This is a genomic window from Porphyromonadaceae bacterium W3.11 (genome assembly GCA_030434245.1).
Lineage (GTDB): Bacteria > Bacteroidota > Bacteroidia > Bacteroidales > Porphyromonadaceae > Porphyromonas_A.
The window spans coordinates 1-17,923 of sequence record JAUISX010000001.1; the positions used below are offsets into that span (position 1 = coordinate 1).

Below are 17,923 nucleotides of genomic sequence, written 5' to 3' on the forward strand. Positions count from 1 at the left end.
TTCGCACCAATGAGAATGGCGAGATTGGTCTAGCCATCCACAACATCCGCAAGGAACCGAAGCTCGATTACCCATATTTGGGGTACAAATTCACTGATGATGAGAAAGCGACACTTCAGACCACGGGAAACCTTGGTAAGGTAGTAGAACTGACACCCAAGAGCAGTGAGCCATTTGCCGCTTACGTATCCATCGACTCACTGACTAATGAGTTGGTTGCCCTCCGTGCAGATAGAGTCTCCATTCCGAAGGAGATAAAGGGCGTAGAGCTGACCGACCAGCAGTACAAAGACCTCGTGGAGGGAAAGGCGGTGAAAGTAGAAGGGATGCTCTCCAAGAGCAATAAACCTTTTGATGCGACCCTCCAAGTCAATGCGGAGAAGAAAGGCATTGAGTTTATCTTTGACAATACCAAGAGCTACAAACAGCGACACGAGCAGTCACAGGAGCAGCAACAGCCTCGTATTCCCAAGAAGCTATGTGGTTTGGAACTCAGCGATAAACAGCACCAAGCTCTCTCCAATGGTGCCACCCTCTATCTCAAGAATATGGTGGATAAGCAGGGGCAGTCATTCAATGCTTATGTCAAGCTGATGCCCGAGGAGAACCGACTACGCTTCTTCCGCCTCAATCCCGACAAGAAGCAGTCTGCCGATAAGGTGGAGGCGGTAGCCGAAGAGCACAAGACCCAAGTGGCGGTTAATATCGAGGGGAAGACCAACGAAGCGACAAAGAAGTTGGAAGAACCCCTCAAACCTAAGCAGACCCAGCCTACAGAGAAGCAGGCAGAGCAGCAAGCTGAGAAGAAGAAGGTCTCACGAGGTCGTAAACTCTAATCCCCCATAGACTATGACTACATGTATTATTGCAGAGAAGCCCTCTGTGGCTCGTGATATTGCCCGAATCGTTGGGGCAAGCCAAAAGCAGGACGGTTATATGGAGGGGAATGGCTATCTCGTCACTTGGGCATTTGGTCATCTTATCACTCTTGCCATGCCCGAAGTATATGGATTTAAGGAGTACAGAGCAGACGACATGCCGATACTCCCCAATCCACACCAGTTGGTAGTGCGACAAGTCCGCAAGGATAAGGAGTACCACGATGACCCGTCAGCCATCAAGCAGCTCAAGGCTATTCGCCATTGCTTTACCAAGGCAGACCAAATCATCGTTGCCACAGATGCGGGGCGAGAGGGCGAACTTATCTTCCGCTACATCTATAGCTACCTTGGTTGCCAAAAGCCCTTCCAAAGACTTTGGATCTCCTCGCTTACAGATAAAGCTATCAATGAGGGACTTAGTCATCTAAAGCCAGGCTCTCAGTACGACAACCTCTACCTCTCCGCTAAAGCGAGGAGCGAAGCCGACTGGTGCGTAGGTATAAATGCCAGCAGAGCCATGTCTATTGCAAGGCGTGGCGGTTACTCTCTCGGGCGAGTTCAGACACCCACCTTGGCGATGATATGCTCTCGCTACCTCACGAATAGAGCGTTTCAGTCAGTGCCTTACTGGAAGCTATCCACTTCCATCAACCACCCCGACCTCACGCTCCAAGCCAACTCTCTGGAGCAATATGATAATGAAACGGCAGCCGAGAGTATGCTCGCACAGCTCCGCTCTCACGGCTCGCTTACGGTCACTAAGGTCACAAGAAAGGTGACGGAGACACCGCCACCTCTCTTGTACGACCTGACCGCACTCCAAAAGGAAGTCAATAGTCGCCACGGTTTCTCTGCCGACAAGACCTTGTCTATCGCTCAGAGCCTCTACGAGAAGAAGGTAACCACATATCCACGCACGGGTAGTCGCTATATCTCGGAGGATCTCTTTGAGGAAATCCCGAAGCTCATCGCCAAGGTGCTGAAGCAGACGCTTCCTATCCCTCTCAATCGCCAATCTGTGGACGATAGCAAGGTGACTGACCACCACGCTATCATCCCGACCGGCGAGGAGTCCCCGATGCTCTCCGCGGATGAGCAAACCATCTACACGATGATTGCCCATCGCTTTGTCGAGGCATTCCTGCCACCCTCCCAGGAGGAGCGAATGCAGGTAGAGATGACAGAGGGCATACATCATTTCATCTGGAAAGGTCAGCGATCAGTTGCCCTTGGCTGGAAGGTAGTACAACGTAAGAGGGACGATAAAAGGAAAGAGAGTGAAGAAGAAGAGTTGGATAAGCTCCCAGCTATCTTGGAGGGCGAAACTCTATCCCTACAGAGTGCCGAGCTACTGAAGCAAGCCACCAAACCAAAGCCACTCTACACAGAGGCGACCCTGCTTTCAGCAATGGAACATGCTGGTAAAGAGGTCGAGGACACGGAGAGTAAGAAAGCTCTTGCGGAATGTGGTATCGGCACACCAGCAACAAGAGCCAATATCATTGAGACCCTTATCCTTAGAGATTTCATCCGTAGGGAGAAGAAGTCTCTCATCCCTACCGACAAGGGACTTGAGGTATTTGAGTTGGTGAAAGAGATGAAGATCGCCAATGCAGAGATGACAGGCAATTGGGAGCTCTCTCTTGCTGCTATTGAAGCAGGAGCTTTAGATATTGGAGAGTTCGAGGAGGGTATCAAGGAGTACACTCGCCAAATATGTAGTGAGTTATTGGCACTGACTGTACCTACCAAGCAGTACCCAGTTTACAAGTGTCCCAAGTGTGGTAAGGAGAGCTTTGCTATTTACAATAAGGTGGCGAAGTGCAAAGATGAAGCTTGTGGCTTCAAAGTCTTTCGTGAACTCTGTGGTACTTTCCTCTCGGATAGCAATATCCAAGACCTCATCACTAAGGGCAAAACACCCACCCTCAAAGGAATGACCAGTAAGGCTGGTAAGAAATTCAATGCCCGATTAGTGCTAAAAGAGGACTTCTCCGCCGCTTTTGAGTTTGAGGTGAGAGCCAAGAAAAAGTAGGAACACCCCACGGAGATAAGCGGTATGGGCATATAAGGCAACCGAGATAGCTATCACGCATGAGCGTTTAATGCCGAAAGCATGAACCTTTGATATATATTAATTGGCTCAATTAGTATATATTAAAGTAGGTGATTAGTATATATTAAGGGTCATGCCATATAGCTATAAGGTTCAAGGGATATCCTATCAGTCGTTCATGTCTGATACCTATAGCGTTCATTCTATTGAGAAAGTATTGCTCATCTATAGTAAGATTTCGATATGGCATACAATAAGAAAAAGGTATTGCTAGAGAATAGCGAGGCAATACGAGTGATCCTTAGACTGGAAAAAGAGAGGAGACTACCGACTACTGAAGAGCGGGAGCAACTGCTCCGCTATCAAGGCTTCGGAGGGCTAAAGTGTATCCTCAGTCGCACCGACAGCGATGAGGATATCCGTTATTGGGCTATGAGCGAGCAGTCGCTCTTTGAACCGACTCGTCAGCTGAAGCAACTCATCTATCGGGATGCTCTGGATGCGAATATGGCGAAGCGGTATTGGGATAGCATTAAGTCGAGTGTCTTGACCTCCTTTTATACCGACCAGCGGATAGTAGATGCGATTGCTCAGGGGATAGAGAGCAGTGGCATTCGGCTCAATCGTGTGCTCGATCCATCGGCAGGTATGGGAGCTTTCACCACTGCCTTTGCTACTTCACCAACTACCAAGGTGTATGCCTTGGAGAAAGACCTCTTAACCGCTCGTATGATGCAAGCCCTTTACCCGATGGGCGAGGGCAATATACAAGTCTATCAGAAACCCTTTGAGCAGGTGGACGACCTTGGGGCAGAAGGAGGTGGCTTCGAACTCATCACCAGCAATATTCCCTTTGGAGACTTCTTGGTCTATGACCGAAGTTTCATCAAGAGTGATGAGGTCATTAAGCAGGCTTCTACCAAGGCAATTCATAACTATTTTTTTGTCAAAGGGCTTGATGTGCTGAAGGAGGGCGGGTTGCTCGCATTCATTACTTCGCGAGGTGTCTTGGACTCACCTAAAAATGAGCCTATTCGCAAGTATCTAATGGAGCATAGTAACCTTGTCTCTGCACTGAGACTCCCCTCTGGCATGTTTTCAGAAAATGCTGGGACAGAGGTGGGGAGCGACTTGATTATCCTACAGAAGCAGAGTAATAAGCAAGAGCTGACTCCCACGGAGAAGCTCTTTATTGAGAGCTATGCTGTGTCTAAGGGTGATGGCTTTAGTATCGCTTTTACCCACAATGCTCTTTTTGAGGGAGAAGAAGCTCGCCAGCGGATTATTGCTACAGACAAAAGAATAGGAAGCGACCCTTACGGCAAGCCCACTTGGGTTTATACCCACGAAGGCGGTGTAGAGGGGATTGCCAATGAAATTAGGGAGCAACTGACTATAGATATGGGTAAACAATTTGACCTCTCCCTCTATGAGACTGGAGTGCTAGGGCAAAAGAAAGAAGTAAAGCAAGAGGAGCAGGAGGTGGTTCAAAAAGAGGCTGAGAATGCCTACGACCTGATGCCTAAGCCACTGCAAAAGCAGATCCCTAAGCTCTATGCCACGGAGAAGATAAAGCTATTGGGGGATAAGGTCGCCTATGGTCGTTACTTTTTTCCGATGGGTGCCTACACCTCTTATATTCTAGAATATGACCCGAAGGAGGAAATCGGTTTTGGCTTGACCACTATGGGCTATGGCTGGGAGCTAGGCTATATGTCCCTTGCTGAGATGAGAGAGGTAAAGGTGAGAGGACTAGGCATTGAGCGTGACCTTTACTTTGAGCCGAAACCGCTTCATCAGATTGAGGAACTAAAGGAGTACGTCGGGGAGCAATACACACATAAGCAGGAAGTGGAGGAAGAGGTCGCTCCCGAGGGAGTGCCAGTACTCTCACTTCAAAAGCTCTATGAGAAGCAGCAGCATCAGCAGGAGGAGAGGGTTATTCGCACTGACTTTGAAGCACCGAGGGAGATGGGTGGTAAGTTGGTGTACTTTGACGATGATCATCACCCGATAGATGACCCAACGCTGTACGATGAGAGGTCTGAGGCATCCATGCTACCACTTTTTGCTCCAGAGGAATATACCCAATGGACAAAGGAGGTGGATCGGGTCAATAAGGAACTTCAGACTGAGAAGAAAGAGAAGTCAAAACAAAGTGTGGCTAAGCCTGCCTCTCCAAAAAGGAGTGCCAAGAGAGCTACTCCTAAGATGACCCAGCCATCACTCTTCTCTTTTGATGAGGAGGGGGATATTATACCCAATAAGGGTAAGCCCATTAAAGAGGTGAAGAAGGTATTTGATACATCTCCTCGACCTTTTCTCTCACTTCCCGATAGTCACCTGCGTGATGGATCCATTGTGGTTCAGAATGGTCAGGTCGGTTTCTTGTCGGGAGTAAAGAGTAGTCCTCTTTTCAATCCGATGGACTTGTCCTATGGACAGCTCTCGAAGCTAAAGGAGTATGTGGAGATAAGGGACAGCTATCACCGTCTTTATGACTATGAGGCTCACAATCGGGTGGAGGATAAGGAGGAGCGACAGAAGCTCAATCGCCTCTACGATGCTTTTGTAGCACAAAGAGGACACTTCAATGACCGCTCCAATGTGGACCTTATCAAGATGGATGCTACTGGGGTAGAGATGCTCTTCTTGGAGCGAAGCATCGATGGAAAGCTGGTTAAGGCAGATATCTTTGACCACCCTACCGCATTCTCAAATGAGGAGCTTACAGTCGTGGCAAACCCTTTGGAGGCACTCTCGGCTTCGCTCAATAAGTTTGGGGAGGTGGACTTGGGCTATATGGCTTCGCTACTCCCCGAAACAGAAGAGAGCGACCTCGTGACCGAATTAGAAGACCGTATCTTCTATAATCCCGAGGTGGGTAACTACGAGATTGCCGATAAGTACATCTCGGGCAATGTCATTGAGAAAGCGGAGCGATTGGAGTCATGGCTCTTGGAGCATCCCGACGTGGAAGAGGCGAAGCGAAGTCTTTCGGCTCTCAAAGCTGCTATTCCTACGCCTGTCCCTTTTGCCGACTTAGACTTCAACCTAGGGGAGCGATGGATCCCGAGTAAGGTCTATTCGCTCTTTGCATCGGATCTCTTTGGCACGGAGGTGGATGTCTCGTACCACGCCAATATGGATGAGTATGCTGTACAGTGTGAGCGTAAGAATGCCAATATATGGAACAAGTATGCGGTGCAGGGGGAGTTTAGGCGGTATGATGGTATCAAGCTATTGGGACATGCTCTGCAGAACACCATCCCCGAAATCAATAAGAGTAAGGAGGTGCCAGACCCAGTGTCGGGTATGATGAAGACGATTAAGGTAAGGGATGGGGAGAAGATTCAGCAAGCCAACTCCAAGATTGAGGAGATACGGCAAGGCTTTGTCGATTGGTTAGGAAGACAGCCTGAGACCTTTAAGGAACAGATGGCTGAGCGGTACAATAAGCTGTTCAATTGCTTTGTCCGTCCCGACTTTGATGGTACACATCAGACTTTTCCTCATCTTGACCTAAAAGGACTGGGTATCCCTGCACTCTATAAGAGCCAAAAGGATGCGGTCTGGATGCTGAAAACAAATGGTGGAGGTATCTGCGACCACGAGGTGGGAGCTGGCAAGACGCTCATTATGTGCGTAGCTGCTTATGAAATGAAGAGACTAGGGCTAGCTAATAAGCCAATGATTATTGGACTGAAAGCAAATGTCTTTGACATTGCAGATACCTTTCGCAAGGCATACCCCAATGCCAAGGTGCTTTATCCTGGGAAGAATGACTTTACGAAGCAGAACCGCCAACGCATCTTCAACGACATCAAGAATAATGACTGGGACTGTATCATCTTGACACACGAGCAGTTTGGAATGATACCTCAATCCTTGGAGGTGCAGGAGGCTATCCTTCAAAAAGAGTTAGACTCGGTAGAAGAAAACCTTGAGGTGCTTAGGCAACAAGGGGTGGAGGTATCTCGCAGTATGTTACGGGGGTTGGAGAAGCGAAAGGAAAACTTGGAGGTCAAACTGAAGACCATTGCTGATGACCTTACAGAGCGTAAGGATGACGCAGTGGATTTTAAGCTGATGGGTATTGACCACCTCTTTGTGGATGAGAGTCATCGCTTTAAGAATCTACTCTTTAACACCCGTCACAGTCGGGTAAGTGGCTTAGGTAATCCAGATGGTTCACAAAGAGCTCTCAATATGCTCTTTGCATTACGCACTATTCAGGAGCGGTCAGGCAAAGACTTGGGGGCTACATTCTTATCGGGTACTACTATCTCTAATAGTTTGACAGAGCTATATCTACTCTTCAAGTACCTACGCCCACAAGCATTGGAGAAACAAGGTATTAATACCTTTGATGCTTGGGCTGCCGTATTCGCCAAGAAGTCCACGGACTATGAGTTCTCAGTTACCAATGAAATCATCCAGAAGGAACGTTTTAGGACATTTATCAAGGTGCCAGAGCTTGCCTCCTTCTATGCGGAGATCTGCGACTTTCGCACAGCCAAGGACATCGGTATCGACCGACCCGAGAAGGACGAAATACTCCACAACATACCGCCCACACCCGAGCAGGAAGAGTTTATTGGCAAACTGATGGAGTTTGCCAAGACGGGTAATGCGGAACTCTTGGGGCGTGCACCGCTGAGTGAGAGTGAGGAAAAGGCAAAGATGCTCATCGCCACAGACTATGCCCGCAAGATGAGCCTTGATTTGAGGATGATTTCTCAAAAGTACTCAGACCACATTGACAATAAGGCTTCTCACTGCGCAAGGATGATTTGGGAGTACTATCAGAAGTTTGATAAGCAGAAGGGGACTCAGTTTGTATTTTCCGATTTAGGGACTTACAAGCCCAATGAGTGGTCGGTTTACTCAGAGATTAAGAGAAAACTGACGGAGGATCATGGTATCCCATCTTCAGAAGTGCGATTTATCCAAGAGTGTAAGACGGAGCGGGCGAAGAAGGCAATGGTAGAAGCGATGAACCGAGGAGAGGTAAGGGTGCTATTTGGTTCTACTGAGATGCTGGGTACTGGGGTGAATGCACAGCAAAGAGCAGTCGCAGTGCATCACCTCGACACGCCTTGGCGTCCTTCCGATTTGGAACAACGCAATGGGCGTGCCGTCCGTAAGGGTAACGAGGTGGCAAAGCTCCATGCGGCTAACAAGGTGGACATAATTATCTATGCTGTAGAGCGGTCGCTGGATAGCTATAAGTTCAATTTGCTACACAATAAGCAGCTCTTTATCAATCAGCTCAAGAGCAATTCGCTCGGTAGTCGCACGATTGATGAGGGAGCTATGGATGAGGATAGCGGACTAAACTTCTCAGAGTATGTGGCAGTGCTTTCTGGTAATACCGACCTCTTGGAGAAGGCAAAATTAGAGAAGAAGATTACTGCTCTAGAATCGGAGCGAAAGGCTTTTAATCGGGAGCGTGACCAGGCACTGAATACAATTGGAGAGATTGAGTTTAAGGCGAATATCCATAAGAGTAGAATTGCTCAAGCTGAGAATGACTGGAGCAAGTACAACAGTGTGGTCCTACGCGATGAAGCAGGACTGCCACTCAATTCCATCGTGATAAAGGGTGTAGAAGGAGTAGCTGATGAAAAGAGGATAGCTGAACGATTGCACGAGATAGCAGACAAAGCTCGTACAGGCAATGACTATCTAGAGGTAGGGCAGGTGTATGGTTTTCCTATCCTCGTGAAGTCGGAGAGTTCTGCTAAGGATGGACTGTTTGCACTGACGCAAAACCGATTTTTCGTGAAGGGCAAGGGTAATATCTACTACACCTACAACAATGGAGCTTTGGCAACCGACCCGAAGCTCGCTTGTCGCAATTTCGTCAATGCACTAGAGCGTATTCCTAAGGTTATTGAGAGTCATCAGAAGGAACTCACAAAGGTGACTTCCTCAATCTCCACCTACAAGGAGATAGCCAATGGTTCTTGGAAGAAAGAGGAGGAGCTTCGCTCCCTAAAGAGCCAAGCCTCCGAGCTTGACCGCAAAATAGCGCTCTCCCTCGCTCCTGCCTCCGACACTGATGACAGCTCCGAGCAACAGCAGTCAAACCAAATCAGTGAAAGCCCCACACAATCGCGTCAGGTATCAATGCCTGATTCTACAACGCCACAAGAAAGCCAATCACAAAAGCCCAACAAAGACTCACCCAAGAACGGCTACCGTCCCAAGTGGCGATAGATATAATTCTTTTGCGATAAAAATTCGCTTCTCTGTAAATTGCAATATCAAAGCGAATTAGGATGTCTTTCTTGTCGCAAATTTACCGTAAATTTGCGATAAGTAAGGTGTATTTACTCTTGCTGTTCTGTGTTTTTGTGGCATTTCACTCGGTGTTTTTGTGGTGCTTCGTTCAGATTTTTGTAATGTGTCGTAAACTTTCTACTCCACAATAATCTACAATCCCTTTGTGTATGAATATATAATCAGTATATTTGCACATAATCACATATGGTTGATTTTATGCATTATGAATGATTATATCTGTCTGCTAGAAGATTACCTTGGTACGATTGAAGGTAAAATGATAAAGATAAAGCCGATTGATAGAGCCCAATCTGCTAAGCTTCCATTGTACATCTCAAGTAGCTTTAGATTCTTTGAAACTAAGTTGTTAGGCAACGAGGTTGTTCTTGCTTGTATAGAGGATGGGGATGATTTTGCTCCCCTTCAAATGAAGAAGACTTTATCTATAATAGAAGAGAAAATAGGCAAGCCCGTGGTTCTTGCTCCTCAAAGGCTAGCTTCATATAATCAGCTTAGATTGGTAAACCAAAGAGTTGGTTTTGTGATCCCAGGTAAACAACTATTCATCCCAGACCTCTTAGTTAACTTAAAAAAGGAGGAGAATCGGAATGTTGATTTAGGAGATACAATACCCCCTATGGCTCAGTGTATGTTATTGTATCACATACAAGTAAAATCAATCCATGGGAAGAACACCCAAGAGGCTGCAGAAGAGTTTTTTGTCTCCTATGCCACTATCAATAGAGCTATTAGATGGTTGACGAAGCATAAGCTGATAGGGTTACGAGGGGCAAAAACTAAGCATATAGAGATATCCTTGCCGAAACGCGAAATATGGGAACAAGCTCTCCCATATTTAACCTCTCCGGTTGAAAGAGTTTTATTTACGGATGTAACACTAGAAGGAGGAATTAAAAGTGGAATAAATGCTCTTTCGAAGTACACTATGCTGAATCCTGACATGTACGATACATACGCTGTGTTTCGGGCAGGACTCAAAGAATTGGGAGTGGTGACAGATAAACAATTTGGCAAGAATATGATTGAGGTCTGGAGGTATGATCCGACATTGATGAGTCTCAATGGTTATGTAGATAAACTATCTTTATACTTGTCGCTGATAAACGACAAAGACGAACGAGTACAAATAGAATTAGAACACTTGTTAGAAACAATAGAATGGTAGGAGGATTTGAGATATTCAGAGAGTTTTTCCAAGATTATGAAGACAACTATGTTATCATAGGAGGAACTGCCTGTGAGGTACATGAGTATGTCAATGCACAAGTGCCTAGAGCGACCAAAGACATCGATATCATATTGGTTGTAGAGGCTCTGTCAAGGGAGTTCGTAACTCGCTTTTGGGAATTTATTAAATCGGGAGACTATGAGAAAAGAGAAGTAGGAGACAATGTTATCGGAGGAAGAAAACATGAATACTTTAGGTTCTTAAAGCCTAAGCAGGCAGATTTCCCGTATCAACTAGAGTTGTTTTCTAGAAATCTTGGTCTGATTAACTTCCCTGAAGATGCTCACATAACACCTGTTCCTATTTCAGATGACCTTTCGAGTTTGTCCGCTATACTAATGGACGATGATTATTATGGTTATACGATTGAGAATAGTGAGCAAATAGAGGGAGTCCAAGTTGCTAATAAGGAGAGCTTGATATGTCTTAAAGCTAAAGCTTTTCTTGATTTATCTGAGCGGAGAGCTAAAGGATATACAGTTGATAAGAAGAATGTTGACAAGCACAAGAAAGATGTCTTCAGATTGGTCGCAATGCTGGCTCCCTCAGAAAGATTTACTCTACCCAATACACTAAAGGAAGATCTCACCACTTTCTGCGAAATCGTGAGGAATGAATTACCAAATCAAGATTTCTTTAAGTCCATCAAACTCCACAATGTCTCAGGAGAACAATTAGTAGAGTTGTTAGAGATGGTATTTATGCTTCATGACTAAGATTCAATACGCATCTGATCTTCACTTGGAGTTCAGAGACAACAGTCGCTATCTCAAGTATAATCCTCTGACTGTTTCTGGAACTATATTAGTCCTAGCTGGAGACATAGGCTATATAGGTGACGACAAATTTAGTAATCACCCTTTTTGGGATTGGGCTTCGGATAACTACGAACAAGTCATAGTTGTACCTGGGAATCATGAGTTTTATAAAGGGTATGATCTGGATTTGATGAACCGAGGTTGGAGTAGATCTATAAAGAGTAATGTGACTTGCTTCTATAATGCTGTTGTGCCTATAGGAGACAATATTGAACTTATTGTGTCTACTCTATGGGCAAAAATTGATGCTAAAAATGCCTACTTGACTGAACTAGGTGTGTCAGACTTTCGAAAAATCCAAGCAGGTGGTGAGCCACTAACATGGCAACGCTTTAATCAAGAACATAATGAGTGCCTACAGTTTATAAAGGATAGTGTTTCTCAAAGCACGGCAGAACGCATTATTGTAGCAACTCATCATGTCCCATCATTCTCTTTAATGTCCCCTGAGTTTAGTACCAGTAAACTGAATGGGGCGTTTGTATCTGAATTGAGTGATTTCGTTAAAGAGACTTCGATAGCCTATTGGATCTATGGTCATTCTCATAGAAATATTAATGGGGTAATTGGCAGAACACGGTGTGTTACTAACCAGTTGGGGTACATCTCCTTAAATGAACACAATTACTTTGATCCATCAAAACATATTCAAATTTAACTTTGTAGTTACCATTCATCTCTTCTACGAAGCATTTCATCTATTTCGTGCCTCAAGAAGAGGAGACGACCATTAGCTTTGATAAAAGGTATTTTGCCGAGAGACACCCAGTTGTAGATAGTCTTTTGCTCTACTTTCAAGAGCTTTGACACATCAATAATATCTAAGTATTCTGGTCTCATAGGAGGGTGAACAGTCGTTTCTTGGAGGGCAAGCAATTGATTTAGCTTACCCTCCATATTGACAAGCATCTCCTTAAGAAGCTCAAACTCGGATTTGTGCTCAGAAGACTCAGGAGGTTCATTTAAGAAGTATGACATAGCTTCCCTTTTATGTAGTTTCCACTGTTTTCCTGAGATAAGATATCTTGATCTCTCATATAAGCTATGTACTTTTTCGCCGTCCTATCTTTGACATCCATCTCCTCCATCACGGCATCAACCAATTCACTATAGGATATAACCTCACGCCCAGCCATAATCTCCTTGGCAAGAGAGGCTAAATCAACCGTCTTTCTTTTCTCTTTTTCTTCCTTGGACTTCTCACCTCTGTAGGCGAACATGTCCAACTCTTTGTCCCAGCCGAAAAGCATCATCGGTACATCCAAAGGGCTACCATCTCTCACTTTAAGTGCTTTGACTACGGAGAGTTCTGGATTGTCGTCTTTTTCTATTGATAAAATCCCAGCAGCTTTTCGCTGAAGTTCAGAGCCGATATGGCCTCGAAGCTTTACTCCATTTGGAACAAAATGAAGCACACAGATAATACATGTATTGTAGATGCCTGCTAAGCGATATAGTTCTTCAACTACAGCAATACTCTCACTCTCATCATTGGCTGATCTAATTAAGTCTGCAATTCCATCTATAACTACCAAATGGATGCCTCCGTGTTCGTGGTAGAGTAAATCCATACTATCTCTGATTAACCTAAGTCTGTCTTGTCGAGATAAAGAGGCTAAGTAAAGAGAGTGATAGAAAGAAGGAACCTGCACCAGTGATGCTCGTCGCAAGGTCTTTCCAAGATTTTTATATAGCTGTGCTTCTGATTGTTCGGTGTCATAATGTATTACAGCTAAGCCATAGGGATTAGGATTCACCTCCAATCCAAGAGTTTCCTCTGGTACAAGAGCATCATATCTCATTGCTCCAGCAAGAATGGCAGATACAAAGTTGCTTTTACCTGTTCCCTCACCACCCGTTATACAAAACAAATTATCCTGAGTTCCTAGTGGCACATGATTTACTGAAACGATTGCTTTAGACAAGTCTGGAGGATTGTCATAATCTATCTCACATGACTTCATCATCATCAGAGTCTCTGAGTAAATTTCTTGAAGTAAAGAAGCTATAAGACCTCTTAATTCTTCTGATGTATGTCCAAGGGAGAAAAAGTCAGAGACATCCTTTTCAAATTGACCTCCACTCAGTGGCAGTTGAATACTTTTGACCTTGTACTTTTCCAAAGCTACTTTCTGTCTTTCACTCTCTCGAATGCCAGTTTCATCAACATCGTATAGGAGCACAATATGCCTAAAACGAAGTAACAATCCATCAATTAGGCTCTCAGGAATTACTGAAGTCTCACTATTGAAGCAGATTGCATTGAAACCATGTGCTGCAAGTGATAGAACATCTTTTTCTCCTCCAGTGATTAAAAGAACATCACCTTTCGTTGGTATTTGATCAAGCCCAAAACAATAGAGAGAAGGTTTCCTACCTCCATATAAAAAGCGTAGCTTCGTACTATTAGGTCTGTAAATCTTGACATAATCATACCCCTTATAGCCGTAGATTGGCTCCGTGCCAGTCGCTTTTATAGTATAAGCCTCACCTTGAGAATTGATAGACTCAAACTGAGAGATATTGATGACATTGTATCTCTTGAGTGTATTCTCATCTACCCCATACCTTCCCCAAAAGGTAAGAAAGGGCTGCGAGTAGGACATCGTTTGGATTTTATATGGCTTATCATCTATCCTCTCTTCTTCTTGGATAGCTTTAGGTCTAACCCATTTCTTCTGAACATGACGCTTGTTAAAACGTGACGGATAATCATCTGCTACCCTTATCGGGAGCATTAAGTCTTGAACTATCAGTTTGAGAATATCAAGAAAATCTCTCCTCGTATCCAATCCATAAAGCTCTCCAACAAACCAAAAGCAGTCTCCAGAGTAACTCGGTTCTCCATGGTCATGAAACTTGTATGATGTACTTTTAGCATCATAGTAGATATGGCATGAAGGCTTTTTATCGTCATAAAAGGGACTTCTGAAGTTCTTATGAGTGTTCACTTCGAAACCCAAGTAGTGGTTATACACATTCAAACCTCCTTGCGTTAGACTTAATATCTGCTCTTTATCAATCATCACTCTCTTCTGTTATCGATTTTGTTGAACAACAGCTTAATATTATATTGTCTTTGTATTTGATTAATTCTCTTAGGGCATCATCTGAAGTAAGCCCCACAACTGTGAGTCGCTTACTCTTAATAGCATTACATACACTTTTATAAGGATAGCGTACATCACCATTGCCAGTAAATCGGAATGGTATCATTTGTGATTTTCGCCATCGATAGAGTGTGGACTTTGATATGTTTAATACGTTCATCACATCTTTAGAGGTCATCTCAAGCTCTTCGTCTATCTCTTGAAGGAGTGAGGAGCTCCGTTCGACAAAGCCCTCAATCTTCTTAATCCGTTCTAAAAGATCTTGAAAAGCATCACTTTCAAATCCTATTACTTCCATTGGTTTGAATTCTGAATTATAATTATTGATTTTGGATTGCAAGATGACAAATACACCAATAGGTTTTTGTATGCTTCCTCAGTATATATTGACACTGTGATATTTGTGATGGGTGATGATTCTATCAAAGGACTTGCAAGTATTGCATATAGTTTTAATTCATTGCCAAAAAACACACGAGAAATTCTCTCAATTTCACTTGAGGATAGTTCCTTTTCACCTCGTTCCCATCGTGAATAGGTACTAGGTGAAACATTGAGCATTTCAGCGACATCCTCTTGTTTGAGGCTCCTTTGCTCTCTCAATTCTCTCAGAATTATATTTATTCTGTTCATATGTTAAAGTTACCAGCACCTAAGAAATGTACCAACCCGATTATTGCAAGAATATGCACCAATTGCAAGTGTTTTCTCATTAGGTGCATAATTAATAGTTAAGAATACTCTAACTTCCTGCATGCGAATTGATTGCAATGGTAATTGCAAAATTCCTCATTGTTTGCTCAACAACTTGCTTGAGGCAGAAGATTGCAGGTTGATTACTTCTGAGGGGCTCTCAGGTGCAAGGTGCAAGCCTTCTACATATAGAGGCTTGCACCTTGCACCTGTCTCTGTAGCAGAGAATAGGTTAAGAAAGTAATTTACAGAGGTTTGGCTGTTAGTTCAATTTTAGCTATTTTTGCACCACTGAGGAGAGTATAAGCGTATATTCAATAGGTAATCAGAATGGTAGTCAGTAGATATTCAAAATCCTGCTACAATTTTGCTACAGTAGAAAAAGTAGTCACATGGAATTCTGTGGCTTATAACGATTAAGGAGATATAGGTACAAGATCCTCCATCTCCACATGAAGTACTCTGGAGACCTAACAAAAGAGGTTCTAAGGATTTAAGAAGTGCCGTAATTTACAATGAGTTACGGCACTTCTCCTTTATATAGCGACCTCTTCCCAGAGCACGTAATAAGGCAACCTAAACTCTCAAAATACTCTAGTTTGGCTACAATCCCCTTCAGTTTTTGATTTTCAATCCCCTTTGTGCATACATCCCACGCAGTTGGGAACGTAAGCCGAACTGCTTTGCCTCGATTGGAATTGGTGCGAGATATGTTCGTTTTTTCTTGCTTCTCTGGACTCCCTCTCATGAAACGAGATATAAGTCACTAGAAAGGATAAGTAACTAGGAGAAGAATTTCAACACTTTCTAGACAAACTTAGGAAAAGGAAGCGTAATATCTATAGCTTCAAAAGAAGAAGACTAGGCTAAATAAGTATTCACGAGAGACCCCAAAAAGCAGATGGGAAAAAATCTAAAGATTTTGAAATGGAAATCGTCATTAGTGTAGTGCCAGAAGTAAATCCGTACTCCTTACGATTATAGAGAAGCCTACATCAGTCATCTTTATAAAAAAAAGAAAAATACCAAAGAAATATCGATAAGCGTTGTGAGGTTACGATTGCTCGTTAAGGAACACGTAATGTCCGAAGATAGTTGCTCAAGGATTTGGTTATTTCCCCCCATTTTTTTACCTTTGCCAAACGATGTACAACTATAATTATAACTAAGAAGATTAATCGAATGAAAGAGATTGAATTAAATGTGTTGGGATTGGAGCCCATGCAAGAAGATGCATAATCTGTGGCCGGAGGAGAAGGCTCTGTTATAACAGGTACAATTATGGTGGAAAATTGGATATTAGGCGCTTGTGTAGTTGCGGTTGGTACTATGTAGATCTCAATCCCAACAGTACTGCCAAACAGCTTAATGCAGGTTATAATTCGGGTATAAAGTAAAGTAGCACTTGAGTATGAACATATTTAGTAAAGCAATAGAACGTTTCAAAGCGTATACTCCGCGCTCAGAGATTACTTTAATTCTGCTATTGCTTATAATTCACATTTGTATTGTTAAGCTATACAGACCATATGTCTATGCAAATTTTGAAATCAGTGATGGGCTTACGTTTGTAAATAATAATCCAAGTTTCTCTTCTGTGCTTTTAGGGTATTTAGTATTTAAAATCTATTCTTCAGGAGATCCAAAAGTATTTGAGATTTTTGGAGTTAGGTGGAAGTATGTTTTACTAGCATGCATTGTGCTTGGGAATTATTTGTTTGAAGGTTTAGATATGATATTAGGTAAAGGCGATTGGTATGATATGATTGCGATTACACTTGGAGGAATATTTGTTTTCCCACTTATACATTTTAGAAATAGACAAGTATGAACAGGGTTTTTAGGTGGCTTGAAAATGTCCCAGCTCCACTGTTTGTAGGTGTTTTCTGGGCTGTCGGGTGTCTTTGGAATCTTATTTTTAATATGTTGGTTCAGCTTAGTGGGATCCAGCTAGACATATTGCATAACTTTGAGCCTCCTCAAAGTATTTTTGATTATGTTGTTTTTATTCTTATAGCACCATTGGTTGAGACCGCACTTTTTCAAGCACTTCCCTATTATTTATTGAGTAAGATAGAATTCTTTCGAAAACGAATATGGCTTATTATCATTGTTAGTGGTCTTGTATTTGCTTCGCTTCATTTTTACTCAATTATTTATGTTGTATTTGCCTTTTTTCCTGGAATTCTCCTTGCCACTGGCTATCACCTACGACAAGGCAATCATCCATTTGCTTCGATATTTGCTGTACATTTATTTATAAATGCCACTCCCCTTGTTTACGAACTTCTCTTTTCCTAATCTATGAGTGCAATTAAGAAAATTATTGGTGTCCGATAAAACTGTAAAAGTGTATAATGAGGTGTCTCAATCGCAGAAATGATGCGGTTGAGACTCTCATTTTAAAAATCCAAGCTCCCCTAATCAAAAAGAGAGGGCAATGGAGGTTCGTCAGAGACTTAATTGAAATCACATGCTTCCTATTCTTTTCCAGATGATTAAAGAAGCTGTATAAGCCCAAATAGTACATTAGCATTATCTGAACCATAGTTACCAGTCCAGAGAAGCTCCAAGAGTGCGTTAACCCACTTTTCATTACCATCAAAAGCAGATCAGATCCACTATCAGGGTTACCCATATTTGGATCTTGATGGCATCGGCACTCTCGCCATAGAAATGCTTCAAGGGGATGCTTTGAGTTATCGGACACCAATAATTGCTATGTAATGTCATGTATGTGAGGGGTGGGGGATAAATTAAAAGATCGAGGGTGTATCAAAACTGTGTTTGATACACCCTCGATCTTTAATGTAGTGCGGGGTATTAAG

General features: G+C 43.4%; 11 protein-coding genes. 8 read left to right on the top strand and 3 right to left on the bottom strand.

What is annotated here, in order from left to right; translation table 11 throughout:
• The 6 genes from QYZ87_00005 to QYZ87_00030 form a co-directional block, all read left to right on the top strand.
• Nucleotides 1-836, top strand: an 836-nt coding sequence (locus tag QYZ87_00005) for a DUF3945 domain-containing protein (GenBank protein MDN4752920.1), incomplete at its 5' end; no start/stop codon positions are given.
• Between the two features lie 13 nt (nt 837-849).
• Nucleotides 850-2,916, top strand: a complete 2,067-nt coding sequence (locus QYZ87_00010; protein ID MDN4752921.1) for a DNA topoisomerase 3 — start codon at nt 850-852, stop codon at nt 2,914-2,916.
• Between the two features lie 264 nt (nt 2,917-3,180).
• Nucleotides 3,181-9,159: an N-6 DNA methylase gene (locus QYZ87_00015; GenBank protein MDN4752922.1), complete on the top strand. Its 5,979-nt coding sequence runs from the start codon at nt 3,181-3,183 to the stop codon at nt 9,157-9,159.
• 289 nt (nt 9,160-9,448) lie between these two features.
• A complete protein-coding gene (locus QYZ87_00020; protein MDN4752923.1) occupies nt 9,449-10,411 on the top strand; it encodes a hypothetical protein in 963 nt (320 codons plus the stop codon).
• Entirely contained in the window at nt 10,405-11,190 is a 786-nt protein-coding gene (locus tag QYZ87_00025; GenBank protein ID MDN4752924.1) for a hypothetical protein, read from the top strand. The genes QYZ87_00020 and QYZ87_00025 overlap by 7 nt, the downstream gene beginning before the upstream one ends.
• Entirely contained in the window at nt 11,183-11,950 is a 768-nt protein-coding gene (locus tag QYZ87_00030; GenBank protein ID MDN4752925.1) for a metallophosphoesterase, read from the top strand. The genes QYZ87_00025 and QYZ87_00030 overlap by 8 nt, the downstream gene beginning before the upstream one ends.
• An 8-nt stretch (nt 11,951-11,958) precedes the next feature.
• On the opposite strand, the gene QYZ87_00035 is transcribed toward QYZ87_00030, so the two are convergent.
• Genes QYZ87_00035 through QYZ87_00045 form a run of 3 tightly spaced genes read right to left on the bottom strand, consistent with a single transcriptional unit; the run spans nt 11,959 to nt 14,700 of the window.
• Nucleotides 11,959-12,270 carry a helix-turn-helix domain-containing protein gene (locus QYZ87_00035; protein MDN4752926.1) on the bottom strand — a complete coding sequence of 104 codons (312 nt, stop codon included), beginning with the start codon at nt 12,268-12,270 and terminating at the stop codon, nt 11,959-11,961.
• Complete coding sequence (locus QYZ87_00040; GenBank protein MDN4752927.1) at nt 12,255-14,318, bottom strand: bifunctional DNA primase/helicase; 2,064 nt, start codon at nt 14,316-14,318, stop codon at nt 12,255-12,257. Before QYZ87_00040 ends, QYZ87_00035 begins: the two co-directional genes overlap by 16 nt.
• Entirely contained in the window at nt 14,311-14,700 is a 390-nt protein-coding gene (locus QYZ87_00045) for a helix-turn-helix domain-containing protein (protein ID MDN4752928.1), read from the bottom strand. Before QYZ87_00045 ends, QYZ87_00040 begins: the two co-directional genes overlap by 8 nt.
• 1,806 nt (nt 14,701-16,506) lie before the next feature.
• Here QYZ87_00045 and QYZ87_00050 point away from each other — a divergent pair.
• Nucleotides 16,507-16,926 carry a hypothetical protein gene (locus QYZ87_00050; protein MDN4752929.1) on the top strand — a complete coding sequence of 140 codons (420 nt, stop codon included), beginning with the start codon at nt 16,507-16,509 and terminating at the stop codon, nt 16,924-16,926.
• Entirely contained in the window at nt 16,923-17,396 is a 474-nt protein-coding gene (locus QYZ87_00055) for a CPBP family glutamic-type intramembrane protease (protein ID MDN4752930.1), read from the top strand. The genes QYZ87_00050 and QYZ87_00055 overlap by 4 nt, the downstream gene beginning before the upstream one ends.
• Nucleotides 17,397-17,923: the final 527 nt, after the last annotated feature.

Excerpts from the sequence above, each read along its gene's own strand:
- QYZ87_00015 (MDN4752922.1), top strand. The coding sequence starts at position 3,181 with ATGGCATACAATAAGAAAAAGGTATTGCTAGAGAATAGCGAGGCAATA.
- QYZ87_00010 (MDN4752921.1), top strand. The coding sequence starts at position 850 with ATGACTACATGTATTATTGCAGAGAAGCCCTCTGTGGCTCGTGATATT.
- QYZ87_00020 (MDN4752923.1), top strand. The coding sequence starts at position 9,449 with ATGAATGATTATATCTGTCTGCTAGAAGATTACCTTGGTACGATTGAA.
- QYZ87_00035 (MDN4752926.1), bottom strand. The coding sequence starts at position 12,270 with ATGTCATACTTCTTAAATGAACCTCCTGAGTCTTCTGAGCACAAATCC.
- QYZ87_00045 (MDN4752928.1), bottom strand. The coding sequence starts at position 14,700 with ATGGAAGTAATAGGATTTGAAAGTGATGCTTTTCAAGATCTTTTAGAA.
- QYZ87_00025 (MDN4752924.1), top strand. The coding sequence starts at position 10,405 with ATGGTAGGAGGATTTGAGATATTCAGAGAGTTTTTCCAAGATTATGAA.
- QYZ87_00055 (MDN4752930.1), top strand. The coding sequence starts at position 16,923 with ATGAACAGGGTTTTTAGGTGGCTTGAAAATGTCCCAGCTCCACTGTTT.
- QYZ87_00050 (MDN4752929.1), top strand. The coding sequence starts at position 16,507 with ATGAACATATTTAGTAAAGCAATAGAACGTTTCAAAGCGTATACTCCG.
- QYZ87_00030 (MDN4752925.1), top strand. The coding sequence starts at position 11,183 with ATGACTAAGATTCAATACGCATCTGATCTTCACTTGGAGTTCAGAGAC.
- QYZ87_00040 (MDN4752927.1), bottom strand. The coding sequence starts at position 14,318 with ATGATTGATAAAGAGCAGATATTAAGTCTAACGCAAGGAGGTTTGAAT.